The 17,296-nt window shown below is 61.1% G+C and carries 14 protein-coding genes; 9 read left to right on the top strand and 5 right to left on the bottom strand.

Going from position 1 to position 17,296, the window contains the following annotated elements:
- The first annotated feature begins 206 nt into the window (after positions 1 to 206).
- Genes B4383_RS10345 through B4383_RS10330 form a run of 4 tightly spaced genes read left to right on the top strand, consistent with a single transcriptional unit; the run spans position 207 to position 5,947 of the window.
- Positions 207 to 1,109: a universal stress protein gene (locus tag B4383_RS10345; protein WP_078288182.1), complete on the top strand. Its 903-nt coding sequence runs from the start codon at positions 207 to 209 to the stop codon at positions 1,107 to 1,109.
- The gene (locus B4383_RS10340) at positions 1,106 to 3,520 is read left to right on the top strand and encodes a phosphoketolase family protein (protein ID WP_078288183.1); all 2,415 of its coding nucleotides are present in this window, start codon (positions 1,106 to 1,108) and stop codon (positions 3,518 to 3,520) included. The genes B4383_RS10345 and B4383_RS10340 overlap by 4 nt, the downstream gene beginning before the upstream one ends.
- Positions 3,517 to 4,179: a response regulator transcription factor gene (locus tag B4383_RS10335; protein WP_078288184.1), complete on the top strand. Its 663-nt coding sequence runs from the start codon at positions 3,517 to 3,519 to the stop codon at positions 4,177 to 4,179. Before B4383_RS10340 ends, B4383_RS10335 begins: the two co-directional genes overlap by 4 nt.
- 49 nt (positions 4,180 to 4,228) lie before the next feature.
- On the top strand, positions 4,229 to 5,947 hold the full coding sequence (locus B4383_RS10330; RefSeq protein WP_078288185.1) for a GAF domain-containing protein: 1,719 nt from the start codon (positions 4,229 to 4,231) through the stop codon (positions 5,945 to 5,947).
- Here the strand turns inward: B4383_RS10330 and B4383_RS10325 are convergent, their stop codons facing one another.
- Positions 5,948 to 6,208 (bottom strand): hypothetical protein, encoded by a 261-nt coding sequence (locus tag B4383_RS10325; protein ID WP_078332413.1) that lies wholly within the window; start codon positions 6,206 to 6,208, stop codon positions 5,948 to 5,950. It abuts the gene before it with no gap.
- A gap of 135 nt (positions 6,209 to 6,343) precedes the next feature.
- On the opposite strand from B4383_RS10325, the gene sulP reads away from it, so the two are divergent.
- The gene (sulP, locus tag B4383_RS10320) at positions 6,344 to 8,026 is read left to right on the top strand and encodes a sulfate permease (protein ID WP_078288187.1); all 1,683 of its coding nucleotides are present in this window, start codon (positions 6,344 to 6,346) and stop codon (positions 8,024 to 8,026) included.
- Positions 8,027 to 8,038: 12 nt separating this feature from the next.
- Here sulP and B4383_RS10315 read toward each other — a convergent pair whose 3' ends face one another.
- Together B4383_RS10315 and B4383_RS10310 are read right to left on the bottom strand one after the other, a co-directional pair.
- On the bottom strand, positions 8,039 to 8,758 hold the full coding sequence (locus B4383_RS10315) for a VIT family protein (RefSeq protein WP_078288188.1): 720 nt from the start codon (positions 8,756 to 8,758) through the stop codon (positions 8,039 to 8,041).
- Between the two features lie 64 nt (positions 8,759 to 8,822).
- Positions 8,823 to 9,482 carry a TetR family transcriptional regulator gene (locus B4383_RS10310; protein ID WP_078288189.1) on the bottom strand — a complete coding sequence of 220 codons (660 nt, stop codon included), beginning with the start codon at positions 9,480 to 9,482 and terminating at the stop codon, positions 8,823 to 8,825.
- Between the two features lie 274 nt (positions 9,483 to 9,756).
- On the opposite strand from B4383_RS10310, the gene B4383_RS10305 reads away from it, so the two are divergent.
- Together B4383_RS10305 and B4383_RS27115 are read left to right on the top strand one after the other, a co-directional pair.
- The gene (locus B4383_RS10305; RefSeq protein ID WP_286143852.1) at positions 9,757 to 10,227 is read left to right on the top strand and encodes a hypothetical protein; all 471 of its coding nucleotides are present in this window, start codon (positions 9,757 to 9,759) and stop codon (positions 10,225 to 10,227) included.
- A 92-nt stretch (positions 10,228 to 10,319) separates the two neighbouring features.
- Positions 10,320 to 11,321, top strand: coding sequence for an NAD(P)H nitroreductase (locus B4383_RS27115; RefSeq protein ID WP_078288190.1), 1,002 nt, complete (start codon positions 10,320 to 10,322; stop codon positions 11,319 to 11,321).
- A 355-nt stretch (positions 11,322 to 11,676) separates the two neighbouring features.
- Here the strand turns inward: B4383_RS27115 and B4383_RS10295 are convergent, their stop codons facing one another.
- On the bottom strand, positions 11,677 to 12,549 hold the full coding sequence (locus B4383_RS10295) for a universal stress protein (protein WP_078288191.1): 873 nt from the start codon (positions 12,547 to 12,549) through the stop codon (positions 11,677 to 11,679).
- A gap of 251 nt (positions 12,550 to 12,800) precedes the next feature.
- On the opposite strand from B4383_RS10295, the gene B4383_RS10290 reads away from it, so the two are divergent.
- Both B4383_RS10290 and B4383_RS10285 read left to right on the top strand, forming a co-directional pair.
- The gene (locus B4383_RS10290) at positions 12,801 to 13,694 is read left to right on the top strand and encodes a universal stress protein (RefSeq protein ID WP_078288257.1); all 894 of its coding nucleotides are present in this window, start codon (positions 12,801 to 12,803) and stop codon (positions 13,692 to 13,694) included.
- A 47-nt stretch (positions 13,695 to 13,741) separates the two neighbouring features.
- Complete coding sequence (locus tag B4383_RS10285) at positions 13,742 to 14,281, top strand: DUF1942 domain-containing protein (protein ID WP_078288192.1); 540 nt, start codon at positions 13,742 to 13,744, stop codon at positions 14,279 to 14,281.
- A gap of 24 nt (positions 14,282 to 14,305) precedes the next feature.
- Here the strand turns inward: B4383_RS10285 and mgtA are convergent, their stop codons facing one another.
- Positions 14,306 to 16,939, bottom strand: coding sequence for a magnesium-translocating P-type ATPase (mgtA, locus tag B4383_RS10280; protein WP_078288193.1), 2,634 nt, complete (start codon positions 16,937 to 16,939; stop codon positions 14,306 to 14,308).
- Between the last annotated feature and the right edge of the window lie 357 nt (positions 16,940 to 17,296).

Genomic DNA, 17,296 nt, shown 5'->3' with positions numbered 1-17,296 from the left:
CTGCACCAAGCATGAACTGAGGCGAGATCGCAGATGAGAGCAATTGGTCCCGGTTTGGCAGTGCATTAGGACCGAAGAACCGTATTGCCTTGCTGATCGGGGACGTGCTACCCGGCGGAACGGGACCTTTGACCGTGGGAGATCGCACGGCTGATCCATAGCGTTGTCGTCACCAGCCACTGGTACCGACCAACTCGGAGGACACCATGAACACCACACCACGTCCATACATTTTGGTGGGCATCGACGGATCTGCGTCCGCTCTGCATGCATTGACATGGGCGGGGGCCGAGGCAGAACGGCACAATCTGCCTCTTCGGCTCGTGCATGCTGTCGACTACAGCAGCTTCGGTTACGGCTTTAACCTGTCGGCGTCGACAAGCTTCTACGACCATATGGATAACGACGGCGTGGAGTTCCTTACTCGGGCCAAGGACCACGTCGTCGCCCTGCACCCCCATCTAGAAGTGGCTACCGCCAAGGTAACCGCTCAGCCCGTGCCCACACTTGTCGAGCTGTCCAAGGATGCATTCATTACCGTGGTCGGATCTAGCGGGCTTGGCCGATTCACCGGGATGATGGCAGGGTCGGTGTCGGTCGCATTGACCGCGAAGGCGCACAGCCCCGTCGTAGTCGTTCGCGAGTTGGGAACTCCGCCCGCGGGCCCGGTTATCGTCGGTGTCAGTGGATCTCCCTCAAGCGAGGAAGCAATCGCGTGGGCCTTCGAGGAAGCGTCCATGCGCGGCGCCGAGTTGGTGGCCGTGAATGCCGGGGGCGAGGTGCCGCCTAGCTATGTGTACGCGTACACCGCCTGGAACATGATGGATTGGGATATCGCCGAGCAGCAGCAGGCCGAGATACTCGCCGAGAGGCTGGCGGGCTGGCAGGAAAAGTATCCCGATGTCACCGTGCGCCGGGTGGTCGCGATGGGCAATCCCGCGGACATCCTGCTGCACTGGGCTCAGCACGCGCAGCTGCTCGTGGTCGGCAGCCGTGGACGCGGCGACGTCGCAGGCTTCTTTCTCGGCTCGACTAGTCACGCCCTCATTCACCAAGCTCCCTGCCCGGTGTTGGTCGCTCGCCCACATGCAGGAGACGAGAAGCGATGAGTATGGCAACGCCAGGAACCGCGCGCCATCACACGGCCGCCTTACCTGCCGATCAGCTCGCGGCAGTGGATGCGCAGTGGCGGGCCGCGAACTACCTCACCGCTGGTCAGATCTATCTCATGGAAAATCCGCTGCTGACGGCACCTCTGCGGGCCGAGCACATCAAGCCCCGCCTGCTGGGGCACTGGGGAACCTCACCGGGACTGAACTTCATCTACGCCCACATGAATCGGGCCATCATCACTCACGATGTCAACGCGATCTACGTCACCGGGCCCGGGCATGGCGGGCCTGCGCTGTTCGCGAATACATGGCTCGAGGGCAGTTATAGCGATATTCGTCCCGATGTCCCCCGTGACGGGCAGGGTATGCGGAAGCTATTCCAGGAGTTCTCATTTCCTGGAGGCGTGCCCAGTCATGTAGCGCCGCAGGTCCCCGGATCTATCCATGAGGGCGGCGAACTGGGTTACAGCCTGGCCCATGCATATGGCGCTGTGTTGGACAACCCGGATCTGGTCGCAGTCTGCGTGATCGGCGATGGTGAGGCCGAGACCGGGCCACTGGCCGCCAGCTGGCACGCCAACAAATTCCTCAGCGCCGCGACCGACGGTGCGGTCCTACCGATCCTTCATCTCAACGGCTACAAAATCGCCAACCCCACTGTGCTATCGAGAATTACCGATGAAGAGCTTGAGAGCCTGCTGCGGGGGTACGGCTACACACCCATCTACGTCACGGGCCATGAACCCGAAGATATGCACCAACAGATGGCCGCTGCACTGGACCGGGCGATCATGGAGATCCGCGACTTTCAGACGTTGTCCCGTTGCCAGGTACCGATTTTACATCGCGCCTTCTGGCCCATGATCGTTCTGCGCAGCCCGAAAGGGTGGACGGGCCCTGCTGTGGTTGACGGACATCAGGTCGAGGGCACATGGCGATCGCATCAGGTACCGATCGCCAATGTGCGTGAGAACCCAACACATCGGACCCAACTTGCCCACTGGCTGCGGTCCTACCACCCTGAAGAGCTCTTCGACGAGACAGGGGCGCCGAATGAGCTTGTAACGCGGCTTATTCCCTCCGGGCAACGACGCATGGGGTCGAACCCGCATGCCAACGGTGGCACGCTCCTGACGCCGCTGTCGCTGCCGGATCCGGGAACCTTCGGTGTGGTGACCGGCCAGCCGGGCGCTGTGGACGCATCACCGACCAGGGTCCTGGGCCGCTATCTTCGAGAATTGTTGGTCCGCAACGCCGACCGAAGGAACTTCCGACTTTTCGGGCCGGACGAAACCGAGTCGAACAAACTCGGAGACGTCTATGACGTCACAGACAAACAGTGGAGCGCAACGATTCTGCCCGGCGATCAGCACCTGGCGCGAGATGGTCGCGTTATGGAGGTCTTGTCCGAACACCTGTGCCAGGGCTGGCTGGAGGGCTACTTGCTGACGGGCCGCCATGGCTTGTTCTCCTGCTACGAGGCGTTCGCCCACATCGTGGATTCGATGGTGAACCAGCACGCCAAATGGCTCAAGATCAGCAGGCAACTACCGTGGCGCCGCCCCATCGCGTCACTGAATTATCTGCTGACGTCCCATGTGTGGCGTCAGGACCATAACGGCTTCTCACACCAGGATCCAGGTTTCATCGACAATATTGCGAACAAGCGCGCGGAGGTGGCGCGCATCTACCTACCGCCGGATGCCAACACTCTGCTGTCGGTTGCGGCGCATTGCCTGGCCAGCCGCGACTACATCAATGTCATCGTCGCCGGCAAGAACTACACGCCGGTATGGCTCAATCCTGAACAGGCAGCGCTGCATTGCGCACGTGGTGCCGATATCTTCGAATGGGCCAGCAGTGACGCGGGAGCCGTCCCGGACGTTGTCCTCGCCTGTGCCGGTGACGTACCCACCATCGAGGTACTGGCCGCCGTGTCGATACTGCGAAAGCATCTGCCGCAGTTAAAGGCCCGGGTAGTCAACGTCGTTGATCTGTTTCGTCTGCAGCCCGATAGCCAGCACCCGCATGGCATGTCCGATGTCGATTACGACACGCTGTTCACCGCGGACCGTCCTGTGATCTTCGCCTTCCATGGCTACCCGGCGCTCATCCATCGGCTTACCTACCGTCGGGCAGGTCATGCGAACCTGCATGTTCGCGGCTACCTGGAGGAGGGCACCACCACCACGCCCTTCGACATGCTGGTGCTGAACAAGATGGACCGATTCCAACTGGTGATCGACGTAGTGGAGCGCACACCGGGCCTGTTGGAATGCGCAGACGCCCAAGGGCTCAGGGACGAGATGCTCCGCATGCATGAACGCCACAACGCGTGGATACGTGCCCATGGCGAAGACCTGCCGGAGGTGCGGGATTGGCGATGGGAAGGACACCATACGAGATGATCACCGTGTTCCTGGTTGATGACCACGAAATCGTGCGGCACGGGGTGGCCGATCTCATCGACGACGAAGACGACCTTGTCGTCATAGGGCAGGCCGGTTCGGTTGCTGAAGCGATGGCCCGCATCCCGGCCCTCAATCCCGACATCGCGGTACTCGATATACGGCTGCCTGACGGCAACGGGATCGAACTCTGCCGGGACCTACGTTCGCGGTGTCCTGCCCTGAATTGTCTGATGCTGACGTCGTTCACTGATGAGCAAGCCATGCTGGATGCGATCCTGGCCGGAGCCGGCGGATACGTCATCAAAGACATCAAGGGTATGGATCTGGTGTCGGCGATACGGACGGTCGGTTCTGGACGGTCCTTGCTGGACAACCGGTCGGCAGCGGCCCTGATGGATCGACTGTGCGAGGCGACTCAATCCTCGCCCGTTGCCTCGTTGACGCCGCAGGAGCAGATTCTGCTGGAGCTGATAGGACAAGGCCTCACCAATCGCCAGATCGCGGGGGAGATGTTCCTGTCGGACAAGACGGTGAAGAACTACGTGTCGAGGTTGCTGGCCAAGCTCGGACTGGAACGTCGCACACAGGCCGCGGTGCTCGTCACCAAGCTCGCCGGCGACCGAACCGCTACCGGAGAACGATACTCGGAGCGTTAAGACTTGGCCTTTGACTGCCGATATCGACTGGGTGCGCCATACTCAGTGGGTGACCGATCGGTTGGGTGCCGACGAGTCGGTGTCCAAGGAACTTGCGCATATCCAGCTCCGCGAGCTGCTGGCGGAGGTCCAGGGCCGCATTGAGCGCATCATCACTGAGACCAGGGGCCGGGTCGATGCGCTTCTGGATGCCGTGATGGCGGTCAGCGCGGGGCTGGAACTGGATGTCACACTCCGCCAGATTGTCAGAGTCGCCATGGAGCTCGTGGATGCCCAATACGGAGCTCTCGGCGTCCTCGGCGAGGACGGCATGCTCACCCAGTTCATCTACGAGGGCATCGACGACGCCACCCGGGAACTCATCGGGCCGCTACCCACCGGCCACGGAGTCCTCGGAGTGGTCATTGATGACGCCAAACCGCTACGGCTCAGCGAGATCATGCACCACCCGGCGTCGATCGGATTTCCGCCCAACCACCCACCCATGCGTACCTTTCTGGGCGTGCCCGTGCAGCTGCGCGACGAGGTATTCGGGCGCCTGTACCTCACCGAGAAACGCAAGGGCGAGGAATTCACTGCCGATGACGAGGTGGTCGTGCGGGCGCTGGCCGGTGCGGCCGGGATAGCTGTGGAGAATGCCCGCCTCTACGAAGAGTCCCGGCAGCGGCAGCGCTGGCTGCAGGCGGCTGGCGAAGTGACATCCAAGCTACTGGCCGGGGTGGAGCCCGCTGAGGCGCTGCAGCTGATAGCCGTCCGCGCGGCCGCACTGGTCGATGCGGACTACGCCTTGATCGCGCTGACCCGGGAGTTCGGTGATGACGATGATGCCGGCGAGCTCGTGGTGGCAGCATGTGCCGGCGCCTCAAGCCGGGAACTCAGCGGAATACGTATTCCGCTGAAGGGGTCGACTTCCGGAGCGGTACTCCGAGATCGACTGCCACGCACGGTAACCCAGCTGGAGTTCGATATCGCTGCGGGAACGCATGTGGCATTTGGGCCGGCGATGGCGTTGCCGCTGCGTGGACGGGATTCCACTACCGGCGTGCTCCTGCTGATCCGGCAGGCTGACGGTGCGCCTTTCGCGGATGGGCAGCTCGATATCGCCGCGTCCTTCGCCGATCAGGCGGCACTCGCGCTTGAACATGCCCAGACCCGCACCACGATGAATGAACTGCAGATGCTGGGCGACCGTGACCGCATTGCCCGCGATCTTCATGATCACGTCATCCAGCGACTATTCGCCGTCGGATTGGCCATGCAGGGAACGCACCGGCGGGCAGCCAAATCACCGCGAGTAGCTGCCCGGCTTGCCGAACACATCGATCAGCTGCACAACGTCATTCAAGACATTCGTACCGCCATTTTTGACTTGCATACTGTCGAGACCGACGGCCCTTCGCTGCGTGCGGCCCTGCGCACTGTCGTCGCCGAGCTGACCGATGACACGTCGCTGCAAGTCTCCGTGCGTATGAACGGACCGCTCGATGTCGTCCCGACGGATATCGCCGAACACACCCAAGCTGTGCTGCGCGAGGCCGTAAGCAATGCCGTCCGGCATGCGAAAGCATCGGAATTGGCGGTACTGGTCGCCGTCGGCGACGATGTCGTCGTTGACGTCGCCGACAATGGGATAGGCATACCCGAGGGCGCGAACCACCGGGGCCTGCGCAATCTCGGTACCCGGGCTGCGGCGCTGCAAGGGAAACTGACCATCGCCGAGTCAGCTGGCGGCGGTACCCAGGTCTCCTGGTCGGTGCCCCTGCCCTGACTATTTGGGCGGATTGGCGGCGAGGAAGTTGAGCCAGCGTGGCAACGGATAGCGGCCGAATGCCGCGATGATTGTCATCTTGATCCCGGCGAGAACCAACACCCAGAGAAGCACCAACTCGACCGTGGAGACACGTTCTGTCTTGTCCATCAAGAACAGCACAGCCGTCGCCAGCACAATCACACCCATGACCAGCCAGCTGAATCGTTCCATCGGAGTCGTTTTCACGATCCGGAATGCCGGCGTCTTCGATAAGTCCATTGTCGTTCCTGTCTCTTGGTAGTGACACCACAGAGCGTCGCACCGCTCGGCGTCCTCTAGTAGAGAGTTATGCCCGTCGCAGCTGGGTCCTTGGTCATCAGGTCCGTTCAGCTGCGTGAGAACCGCTGACGCACCATGATCTTCACCATGCAATGGGCGAACTATGCGCCGGGTCTGGCACAGCTGCGGAGGTATCAGAAACGGTGGCTGCGGGGAGATATCCTCGCCGGAATCACGGTGGCCGCATACCTCGTCCCGCAGGTCATGGCATACGCGACGCTGGCCGGCCTGCCGCCGGTGGCGGGGTTGTGGGCGGCGCTGGCCCCGTTGGCGATCTATGCGATGCTGGGTTCGTCCCGGCAGCTGTCCGTGGGACCGGAGTCGACCACCGCGTTAATGACCGCGGCAGTGTTGGCTCCCTTGGCCTTTGGTGACGCTGCCCGATATGCGGCGCTAGCGGCCGCGATGGCGTTGCTCGTCGGGGTGGTGTGCTTGATCGCAGGGCTGGCTCGCCTTGGCCTGCTCGCCAATCTGCTGTCGCACCCGGTGCTTGTTGGCTACATGGGTGGCGTGGGAATCACGATGGTGGGCAGTCAGCTCGGTGCCATTACGGGCACGGCCAGTTCTGGTGACGAGTTTATCGAGCAAATCAGGTCATTTTCCGTTCACGTCGAGCAGATCCGTTGGCCCACAATCATCGTCACTACATCGGTGCTCGCACTGCTCGGTGTGTTCGCACGATGGGCACCGCGAGCACCAGGGCCGCTCATCGCGGTGTTGATGGCAACGACCGCAGTGGCTGTCCTGCCGTCTGCCGGTTCCGGCATCGACCTCGTCGGCCGAGTCCCCGCAGGACTGCCGCACCCCGGGGTACCTCCGGTGGGCCTCGATAGCCTGGGCGCCCTCGTCATACCTGCTCTCGGAGTCGCGATCGTGGCGTTCTCCGACAATATTTTGACCGCACGCGCATTCGCCGTCCGTCGCAACGAAGACATCGACGCCAACGCGGAGCTACGCACGCTGGGGCTGTGCAATTTGGGATCCGGACTTACACAAGGTTTTCCGGTCAGCTCTAGCGGCAGCCGGACCGCACTGGGAGACTCGGTAGGAAGCCGCAGCCAACTACATTCCTTGACCACACTCGCACTGGTCCTGATGGTGCTAATGTTCGCGCACGGAACCTTGGAGCAATTTCCCCGCGCTGCCCTGGGGGCACTCGTGGTGTATGCCGCCATCAAGCTGGTTGATGTTCCCGAATACCGCAGGTTCGCCCGCTTTCGTCGCAGCGAGTTCATTATCGCCCTGGCCACAACATTCGCCGTTCTCGGGGTCGGGGTGCTGTACGGAATCCTTACGGCCGTGGCTTTGTCGATCCTGGATCTACTCCGCCGTGTCGCACACCCGCACGACAGCGTGCTGGGGTTTGTACCGGGAGTGCCGGGAATGCATGACCTTGATGACTACCCCGGCGCACACGCGGTACCCGGCCTCGTGGTCTATCGATACGACGCACCTTTGTGTTTCGCCAACGCAGAGGATTTCCGTAAGCGCGCGATGGCGGCTGTGGCCGCGGGGCCAGAACCGGCCGAATGGTTCATTCTTAGCGCGGAGGCGAATGTCGACGTGGATCTGACCGCGCTCGACGCACTTGATCGGCTCCGGGAAGACTTGGAGAACATGGGAATTGTCTTCGCGATGGCACGAGTCAAACAGGACCTGCGTGACGCGCTGGCCACGGCTGGGTTGCTATGCAAGATCGGTGAGGGCCGGATTTTCGTGACACTGCCCACCGCCGTCGATGCGTTCAACGCACGGTAGACAGGCTCGGCCTTACGAGATGGCGTGCCCGACGAGGGTGCCGATCAGGTAGGTGACCGTCATGGCCGCAAGTCCGCCAATGGTGACGCGCAAAATAGCTCGGGTCCGGCCGGCTTCGCCGATGGTGGCGCTGATCCACCCAGTGGCAATCAGAGCCAGGCACACGGCGACCGCCGTCACGGGGATTCTCCATGCTGCCGGCGGGAGGAGGATCGCCACCATGGGCAAGATGGCGCCGGTCAGGAACGATAAGGCCGACGAGAGGGCGGCATGCCACGGGTTGGTCAATTCGTGGGGGTTGATTCCCAACTCTGCGTCAGCATGCGCAGCGTAGGCATCATGGGTGGTGAGCTCAACTGCCACTTGCCGGGCGGTTGTTGGCGACAGGCCCTTTGATTCGTATATCGAGGTGAGTTCGGCGAGTTCTTCGGCGGGCAGGTCCTTGAGTTCCTGCCGTTCCTTGCTCAGAAGGGCTCGTTCGGTATCTCGCTGTGTGCTCACCGAAACGTACTCACCTAGCGCCATGGAGACGGCGCCGGCGGCCACACCGGCCAGCCCCGCGGTGAAGATCGGTGCCCGCTCGATGGTGGCTGCCGCGACACCGACCACCATGCCTGCCGTCGACACGATGCCGTCGTTGGCGCCCAAGACGCCGGCGCGCAACCAATTCAGCCTTGCGCCGGCACTCGCCTTATGCGGCTCGGCAGAATGCGCAGCCTTTTCGTCAGTCACAGCTCACCTAAGCAATTCTGAACTCTCTTGTCCAGCAAGGTAGTACATACTAAGTTCGCGGCGTCTATTTCGCTGCCCGCGGCGGGGTCTCGGATCTGTTCAAGAAGGCCTCATACATCGCGCTGCCCGCAAGTAGGCCATTGGTATACAGCTCCAACGCCGGCATGATCATGTCTCGGTCGTAGTCCCGCAGCACTGCCGTCATATCGTCGGGCGTCTCGTGCATGTGCAAGTACAGAAGAAACCCGCCGCCGCCGTTCAACGCCAGGAAGCGAGCGCGAGCCTTGGGGTCGCGACTGGGCACAATGGAGCCCATCGTGACGGCATCTTCGAGATACGCCTCGGCGTTGTCGATCATCTGGTGCATCAAAGCGCGGCCAAGATCGCCACCGGAGATCATGCTGCGCACGACATACTTCATTATCGGTGCGTATGAGTCGACCTCGGCCAATTGCCGGAACCAATCGTCCGGAGACATCGACTGCAGTGCCTCCGATTTCGACTCCTTGACGAGCTCCGCCACATAGATGTCGCACTCCCTGCGAAGGTCCCCGGTGGAACCGACAAGTTGGGCCGCCAGATCTACACCGGTACCGGCCGCGTGGGCAATCGCCGCCAAGTCGGCATCGAACCCTTTCCTGCCGAACTGTTCGATTGCCGCGTCACGAATTCGTGCGTGTATCGCCTGTTCTATCTCGGGATCAGGCGCCATGAGCATGTCCATAGCGAGCCTCCTCGGTCAATTATGTTGTCGGGATGGCCTATTGGATGCGCCACCACGGCACTTCCGGCGGGACTGTTCCCTGGGGCATGAGCCGTTTGACCGCGGTGCGTCGGTAAACATCCGTTGCGGTCGATCACAACGCTTATCTAAACGTCCGAAGGTAGTGCCAAACAGAGGCTTTCGGCCCTGAATCCGTAAGCGCATAAGTGATCGTATTCACATGAGGTCAACGGACCTCGAACCGCAACCACCAACGCGTAGAAAGGAAGGAACAATGCGTACTGTAGATCAATCCGAGGCCCGTACACGGGCGTTTGCCCGCGTCCTTGGCCCCTTCTTCGTCATCGTCCCTCTTGCTGTGGCCATTCGCGCACCACATATGCGCTCGCTGCTCGACGAATTCACCGCCGGTCAGCTCTGGTCATGGATCATGGGGGCGTTTGTGTTAATGGGTGGACTGGCCATCATTGCCTTTCACCAGTACTGGCGCGGTGCTGCCGCTGTAATTGTCTCGCTGCTCGGATGGCTCTTAGTCATTCGTGGTATTTTCCTGCTCGCTTTTCCTGAGACCTTTGCCAATGTTGCGAATCACATCGTCGGTTCAATCACGGTCTGGCGGTCCGCGTACGTCATCGTTGCCGTGCTCGGGCTCTACCTGACATATGCCGGCTGGCGGCAGGAACAGCAGTCGACATCAGTCCAAAGCCGGCGGGATAACGATGGGGACTTGCGCCGCGCGGCCTAGTAGTTGTCCGAAGTACCCGCGCAGGGCCCACGGTCGGCCAGCTTGCTGTGGGCCCTCCGCTCCGTCACACCAACGTTCACGAAGGTTTGATCATGAGTGCAAGATTCCCCGACAGTTCCACCATTCGTGCGGCCATCACACTGGCGAATCGGGCGCCCTCTATCCACAACTCACAACCCTGGAAATGGCAAATAGGGGACAACAGCTTGCATCTGTGGATTGATCAGAATCGACATCTTGTACACACGGACCCGGATTCGCGCGATCTGATTATCAGCTGTGGAGCCGCACTCAATCATTGCGCCATCGCGTTGACGGCGCTGGGTTGGTCACCGTGGATACACAGGTTCCCCAATCCCGCGGAGCCAGACCATGTTGCTTCGATCGAAGTACGCAAGCAGTGTCCTGGTGCCGACGACCTTAGGCTGGCAGCGGCGATTACGCGCCGCCGAACCGATCGCCGCCACTTCAGTTCGCGGCCAGTCACGGTCTCCGACGTCAGCCTCCTGGCTGCGCGAGCCGCCCGGATGGGCGCAATGCTACGAAGCGTGCACATCTCGCCCGATGTGAGATCCTTGGTTGCGCGAGCTGCAGCACAACATGCCCAGGACTCTGGATATCTGAGCGAGTTGTCGATGTGGAGCGGTCGCCACGCCTCTCCGCAGGGCGTGCCTGCGCGGAACATCCCGGCGCCAGAACCTGTCGGGGCGGGGCTGCATCGGCGTTTTGCCGCAACGCGACCGTCTTCGCCCTCTCACAATCCGGATACCGCTGCCGAGAGTGGCGTGCTGCTGGCCGTCGTTACGTCGACGGATGACCGTTTGTCCAGGCTAAGGGCGGGGGAAGCTACCAGCGTGGTCTTGCTCACGGCGTCCAATCTGGGTCTAGCCAGCTGCCTGATAACCGAAGTGTTAGAGATCCCTGAGACGAGAGATGCTTTACAGGACTTGACATTCGATGGTGGTTATTCGGCCCAGATGCTGTTGTGGATTGGCTGGGCACCGATCGAAGCCGGCCCGCTACCCGAAACGCCGCGGCGGCCGGTTGAAGAGACGGTAGCCCTTCTGAATGATGCAAGCGCGCCCTTGTCGTAACAGGTCATAACGGTTGAGGAGACGAATGCGCGCATTAGGCGGGTTGGTCCGCAGGAGAATTCCTACGAACCAACCCGTTCGTGTCAGGGCCAATTGATGGCCCGGATGGCGATATGTTTTGGACTTCGCCCCGTTCGGTGCGCTGGGCCTTAATTGTCAGCTCGCCATCGCTGTTGGCCACTGCGTATCGCAACTATCGCGCCCAATGTCAACTCCGTAAGGATGGCCAAACCTAACTCAATGAGCGCCGTGATCCGTTCTGATATAAGGATATTGGGTCCATGCGTGCATACCCGAGAAACCAAGTACCGATAGAGCTCGACAATCAACATATCCATGGCGACGTCCGACTTCCTTAGGCCGCCCGGACCACAATCACCGGCGCGTGCGATGCCTGCACGACCCTGCGGCTCACGGACCCAAGCAACATGCCGGCGAACCCGCCGCGGCCATGGCTACCTACCACGACGAGCCGCGCGTTGCGCGAATGTTCGACCAACCACCGGCCGGGGTTCGTCTTGACCACCTCGCGGCTCACGCTTACTTCCGGATAACGCTCCGACCACCCGGCCAACCGTTCACCCAGCAATTCCCTGGCTTGCTCCCGTTCTACACGCCAGTCAAACTCGGGTGCTGTGTCCAACACATCCACCCATGCGTGCATAGCAATTAAGGGTGCATCACGTTGAGCCGCTTCATCGAACGCGAGGGCGATGGCTGCCTCCGAAATCGGAGACCCATCGATTCCGACAATAACTGCGCCATTCTTATTCTGGCCCTGTGCCTCGTGTACCACGGCCACTGGGCAGTGCGCGTGGCGCACGAGCCCTAAGCTGACCGAGCCCGCGACGAGACGGTCAACGGCGCCCAATCCGCGACGCCCGACGGCTAGGACGCGCGAATCTTTCGACATATCGGCAAGGACAGGGATCGGCTTGCCGTAGACCAAATCGGTGCATATCTCTGGCAGCGAGTGGCCGACGGTTTCCTCGGCGATGTTTTTGGACCGCCGCAGGATCTCCTCCCCGTGGTGGTGTTGCCAGTGATAGACGCGATCCTGGGTCTCTGGGTCACGGATGTACAGATACTCCCGACTGACAACTGAGACGATGGTCAATCGGTCGTGACGCATCGACGCCTCATGAGCGGCCCACCGGACCGCGGCGTCCGATTCTGCCGAGCCGTCCACGGCAACGACAACACCTGTCTTCTGGGTGATCTCGTACATACTCGCGTTCCTTTCACCTGGATCCTTAAAGCAGGCTAGAAGTCGGTGCCGATGGCGCGATGGAGTCCGCAGTCCCTATCTGGCCGCCATTGGTCACGCGGTATGAGGTTGTCATCGCGGACTTTCGGCTCTGCATGAACCAACTCTCGGCACTTAACCCTGACTCGCGGACTCGCGAGAATCAGTGCTGTGCGGCAGTGTATTTCGAATCGGTCGCTCACGTTGAACGCTCTCATCGAATGGAGAATGTGATGCGAGACAATACAGGCGCACACAAAGATGGCCAGGGCGCGGCCGATCCCAAGGAGGACAAACCGGCATCCGCTGTGGTCGTCGGTATCGACGGATCGCATCGCGCTATCGCGGCGGCGTTGTGGGCAGTTGATGAAGCCGTTGAACGGGATATCCCACTGCGCCTCATTTATGCCATCGAGCCTCGACAGCAGTCAGACGACGATCTCTACTCTGCCTACGACGTGGCGACAGCAGAGATTGCCACCCAGGGGGCAGTACTCGCCGTTCAATCCTGCGATAGGCCCGTGAAGCTGGAGGTTGAGATCCTTCAGGGCCGAGCTCAGGAGGTTCTGATCGGGCAGTCGCATTCTGCGGCGTTGATCTGCGTGGGTGCGCTGAGTCGGGACCGCGCATCAGATCACCGGGTGGCATCGACAGCGGCCGCACTATCGCGGCATGCCCATTGTCCTGTTGTGGTTGTTCGAGGAAGCCGGTACGCCGACGGGCAGGGAAGTGTTCTCATCGAATTCGAGGACTTACGTGATTTTGAGGATGAGCTGTCACAGGGTTTACACGCCGCGACATTGCGGGGCGCGGCCGTCCAGATCATTGCTTGCCGATCAGGGCAGGGGAGCAGTACGTACGGTGCCGATACAGACCTCTTGCGAGCACGTCTGGATAAACTCCTGGAGCCATGGCGTCACAAATACGCCGGTGCGTCCCTCGATGTCATCATCTCGCAGAGACAGATCACTGATTATCTTGCGCACGAACGTGATTCAGTGCAGTTGCTTGTCGTAGGGCGGCACCGCAAGCAGGGTGTCTCTGAGCTTATCGATCAGATACCGACCGTAGGGCGTCCCGGCACCACCTGCACCGTCATGATCGGCGGGCACGATCTACGTCTCTGAAATTTTAGCCACCACCCTCATCCGAAACTCAGAAAGAGGCTAGGCACATGGGCCTATACCGCATTATTCCGTTAGCACTGAACGCCGTTGGACTACTACTTACCGGGCTGCTGGCGGCGCCCCTGGGGAACGCCGCAGGCCCGTGTCCGCACCACTTCGGATCCAACCAGCAGGTTTCTGATGCCGGTGGCGGCGTACAAGAGTGGACCATCTTCGACTTAAAGAAGTCCACGGCGGTGCTTCCCGGGTACACCGCTTCCGGACAGATCTGGGAAGCTGAGGCCACCGTGCGAGCCACCGTGGGCACCATCACTCCGTTCATTCCCAATCTGCAGGCCCGCAGTACAGAGTTGCGCTACCCGGTGCTATGGCAGGTTGCAACCGAACAAGGACTGGCCGCGGCTACGTTGACTCAAGGTGAAACAGCTGCGGGCATAGTCTATTTCGACATCACCGGCCCCGACCCAATGGGCGTGGTGTATACCACCGGTCCAACGCCGACGATGATGTGGTGCTGCGGTGGGGCTATGAGCATGCCGATGTCCGCCCCGATGAAGGCGTCTATGGACGCCATGATGGAGAGCTAACAGGGTGAAGCGGGCGGTCTGACTCTAGGAAAGTGCGGTGCTGAACCGCGCCGCGCGGCGTTGGACGTGGTGCCGAGGATCCTGCGGTTTTGGTGTGCGGGTCGCTGTCTGTGCCGTGCTGTAGAAGAGCTTCTTTCCCGCCTCGATGAGGATGAGGTAGCAAACGACCATGAGGACCAGCGCGACGAAGAAGCCGAGCGGCAGCGGGTGAAAGCCAAGGCTGTGTGCGAGAGGTGTCGCCGGTAGCAGTGCCCCGATCACAACAACGCCGAGCGCCGAAAGCACCAGCGGCATGCTGGGGGTGCTACGAAAGAATGGTATCCGCCTGGTGCGGATTGCGAAGATCACCAGAGCTTGGGTAGCGAGCGACTCGACGAACCAGCCAGTGCGGAATTGTGTGGGCCCGGAATGGAACACCCACAGCATGACCCCGAACGTAGCGAAGTCGAACAGTGAGCTGATCGGGCCGAAATACATCATGAACCGGCGGATGAAACCGATGTTCCACCGAGATGGCCGGGCGAGTTGCTCAGCGTCCACCTCGTCGGTGGGAATAGCGAGTTGGCTGCCGTCGTAGAGCAGATTGTTGAGCAGAATCTGCGAGGGCAGCATGGGAAGAAAGCTCAGGAACAGCGACGCGCCGGCGGCGCTGAACATGTTGCCGAAGTTGCTGGAGGTGCCCATCAGGATGTACTTGATGGTGTTGGCGAAGATTCGCCGGCCTTCCATCACTCCATCGGCGAGCACGTCGAGATCCTTTTCGAGCAGGATGACGTCTGCGGCGTCCTTGGCGACATCGCTGGCCGAGTCAACGGAGATCCCGATGTCGGCGGCGTGCAGGGCAAGTGCGTCGTTGACGCCATCGCCGAGGAACCCCACGTCGAAGCCGCTGTGGCGCTGGACCCGCACAATACGTGCCTTATCTTCGGGACTTACTCGGGCGAAGATTGTGGTGTTCTCGAGAACGGCGCCGAGTTGTTGATCATCGAGGACATCAAGGTCGGGGCCGGTCAGTGTGCCGGTCACGGGCAGTCCAAGGTCTTGGCAGATCTTGTCGGCGACCGCCGGACTATCCCCGGTGACGATCTTGACTGCTATGTGCAAGCGTGCCAACCGTTGTAGGGCCGCGGCGGCACCGAGCTTGGGGGCGTCTAGGAAGACCAACAATCCGGCAAATCGCAAGTCGCGCTCGTCATCGGGACTCGGCGTCACCAAAGTGGTTGCGGAGCGGGTAGCCACGGCCACTACACGATTTCCTGCGGCGAATTCCGCGGCGAGCGCCGCTAGCGCTTGCGGCGGAACATCGGCACACCGATCAAGAACGGTTTCCGGTGCCCCTTTGGTTACCAGGGTCCGTCGACCTGCTGAATCGTCCACGAGCACAGAGGACATCCGCCGTTCGTGGTCGAAGGGAATCACCGCCCGCACTCGATAGCCGGCGACTTCACTTCGATGCCGCACGGATTGAGAAGACTCCCACAACGCCACATCCAGCGCGTTTCCGCCGAGCACCGTGGAGCCCTCCAGGTGCACCTCCGTACATACCAGACCCCAGCTCAACGCCTCGTCGGAAAGACCGCCATCAGGGCCTAGCGCCCGCATGAAACTGATTCGCCCCTCGGTGAGGGTGCCGGTCTTATCGGTGAACAAGACGTTCACATTGCCCAAATCTTCAATGCATACCAGCCGTTTCACCAACACCTTGCGCTGAGACATTCGCCGGGATCCGGCGGCCAGACACGTGGAGACAATGGCAGGTAGCAGTTGGGGACTGATCCCGACCGCGATCGCGAGAGAGAACAGCAACGCGTCGATAATCGGCCGGTGCAGCGCGAGGTTGACAACGAAGATGAAAGTGGTCAGCACTCCCGCGACTTTTACCAAGAGCATCGAGAAGCTGCGCAGCCCAACCTGAAATTGTGTTTCGGGGTGGCGGATATCCAATCCAGCTGCGATACGGCCAAACTCGGCCTGCGCACCGGTCGCCACGACAACGCCACGCCCGCTGCCGGCGTGCACCACTGTGCCCATTAACGCGCACCCGGACAGCTCGGCGAGCGGCGCTCGGACGGGGCTCTGGCCCACATTCTTCTCGACGGGCAAGGATTCGCCAGTCATTACCGACTCGTCGCATTCCAATTCGGTGACCGATAACAACCGGACATCGGCAGGCACAATGTCACCCAGACGCAGCTCCAACACATCTCCGGGTACCAGCTCGGTGACATCCACCAGAACCTGATGTCCATCACGCACAACCAGCGCACGGTGGTGGATCTGGGAGTGCAACGCTTCGGCAGTTTTCGCCGCACGGTACTCATTGCCGAACCCCAGGCCGACCGAGAGCGCAACTATCGCGCCGATCACCAGTGCATCGGTGCGTTCTCCCACGAAGAACGATACGGTTGCCGCCGCGACTAGCAGACCAAGCAAGGGGGATCGGAGCTGGCGGCAGAGCACCGCGGACATCCGTGCCCGATGTGAGTACACAGCATTCGGACCGTACTGGAGCATCCGCTGATGAGCTTCGTCCTGCGTCAATCCGTTCTCACTGGCCGCTAATCGAGTCAGCACTTGCTCGACTGGCAACGCGCTCGCCGCAGCAATACCCAGGGGTGCCGTGCCGGTATCCGGCGAGGTCTTCTCGCCGGTGCTCATCGGCGCAGAACGCCAGGGGAGCAATCGATCTCGGCGACGTACAGTGTTCTCGGCATCGTTTGCTCCCTGTCGGGCGGGTCATGTGAACTATCGGCGAGACGCTGCGTTGGCGAAAGAGGCTTTCGTCCCTGCTCACCCGAATGAAATGGGTAACGAGAAAGAGTCACAAGGCCTCGATATCCGGGCATCGGCGGACGATCATGGGAGCCGTGGACGCAATCCAGCCGGGTACGCACCGAACTTCACATGAATTGGCGTCCAGCGTCGCTGCACAGTTTCGCGAAACACACACAGCGTTCGTAATCTTGATTGGCGATCGCGCGTATAAGGTCAAGAAGGCGGTGACGAACGATTTCT

The organism is Mycobacterium sp. D16R24 (genome assembly GCF_002013385.1).
GTDB lineage: Bacteria > Actinomycetota > Actinomycetes > Mycobacteriales > Mycobacteriaceae > Mycobacterium.
This window is presented reverse-complemented; position numbering and strand designations above follow the sequence as displayed.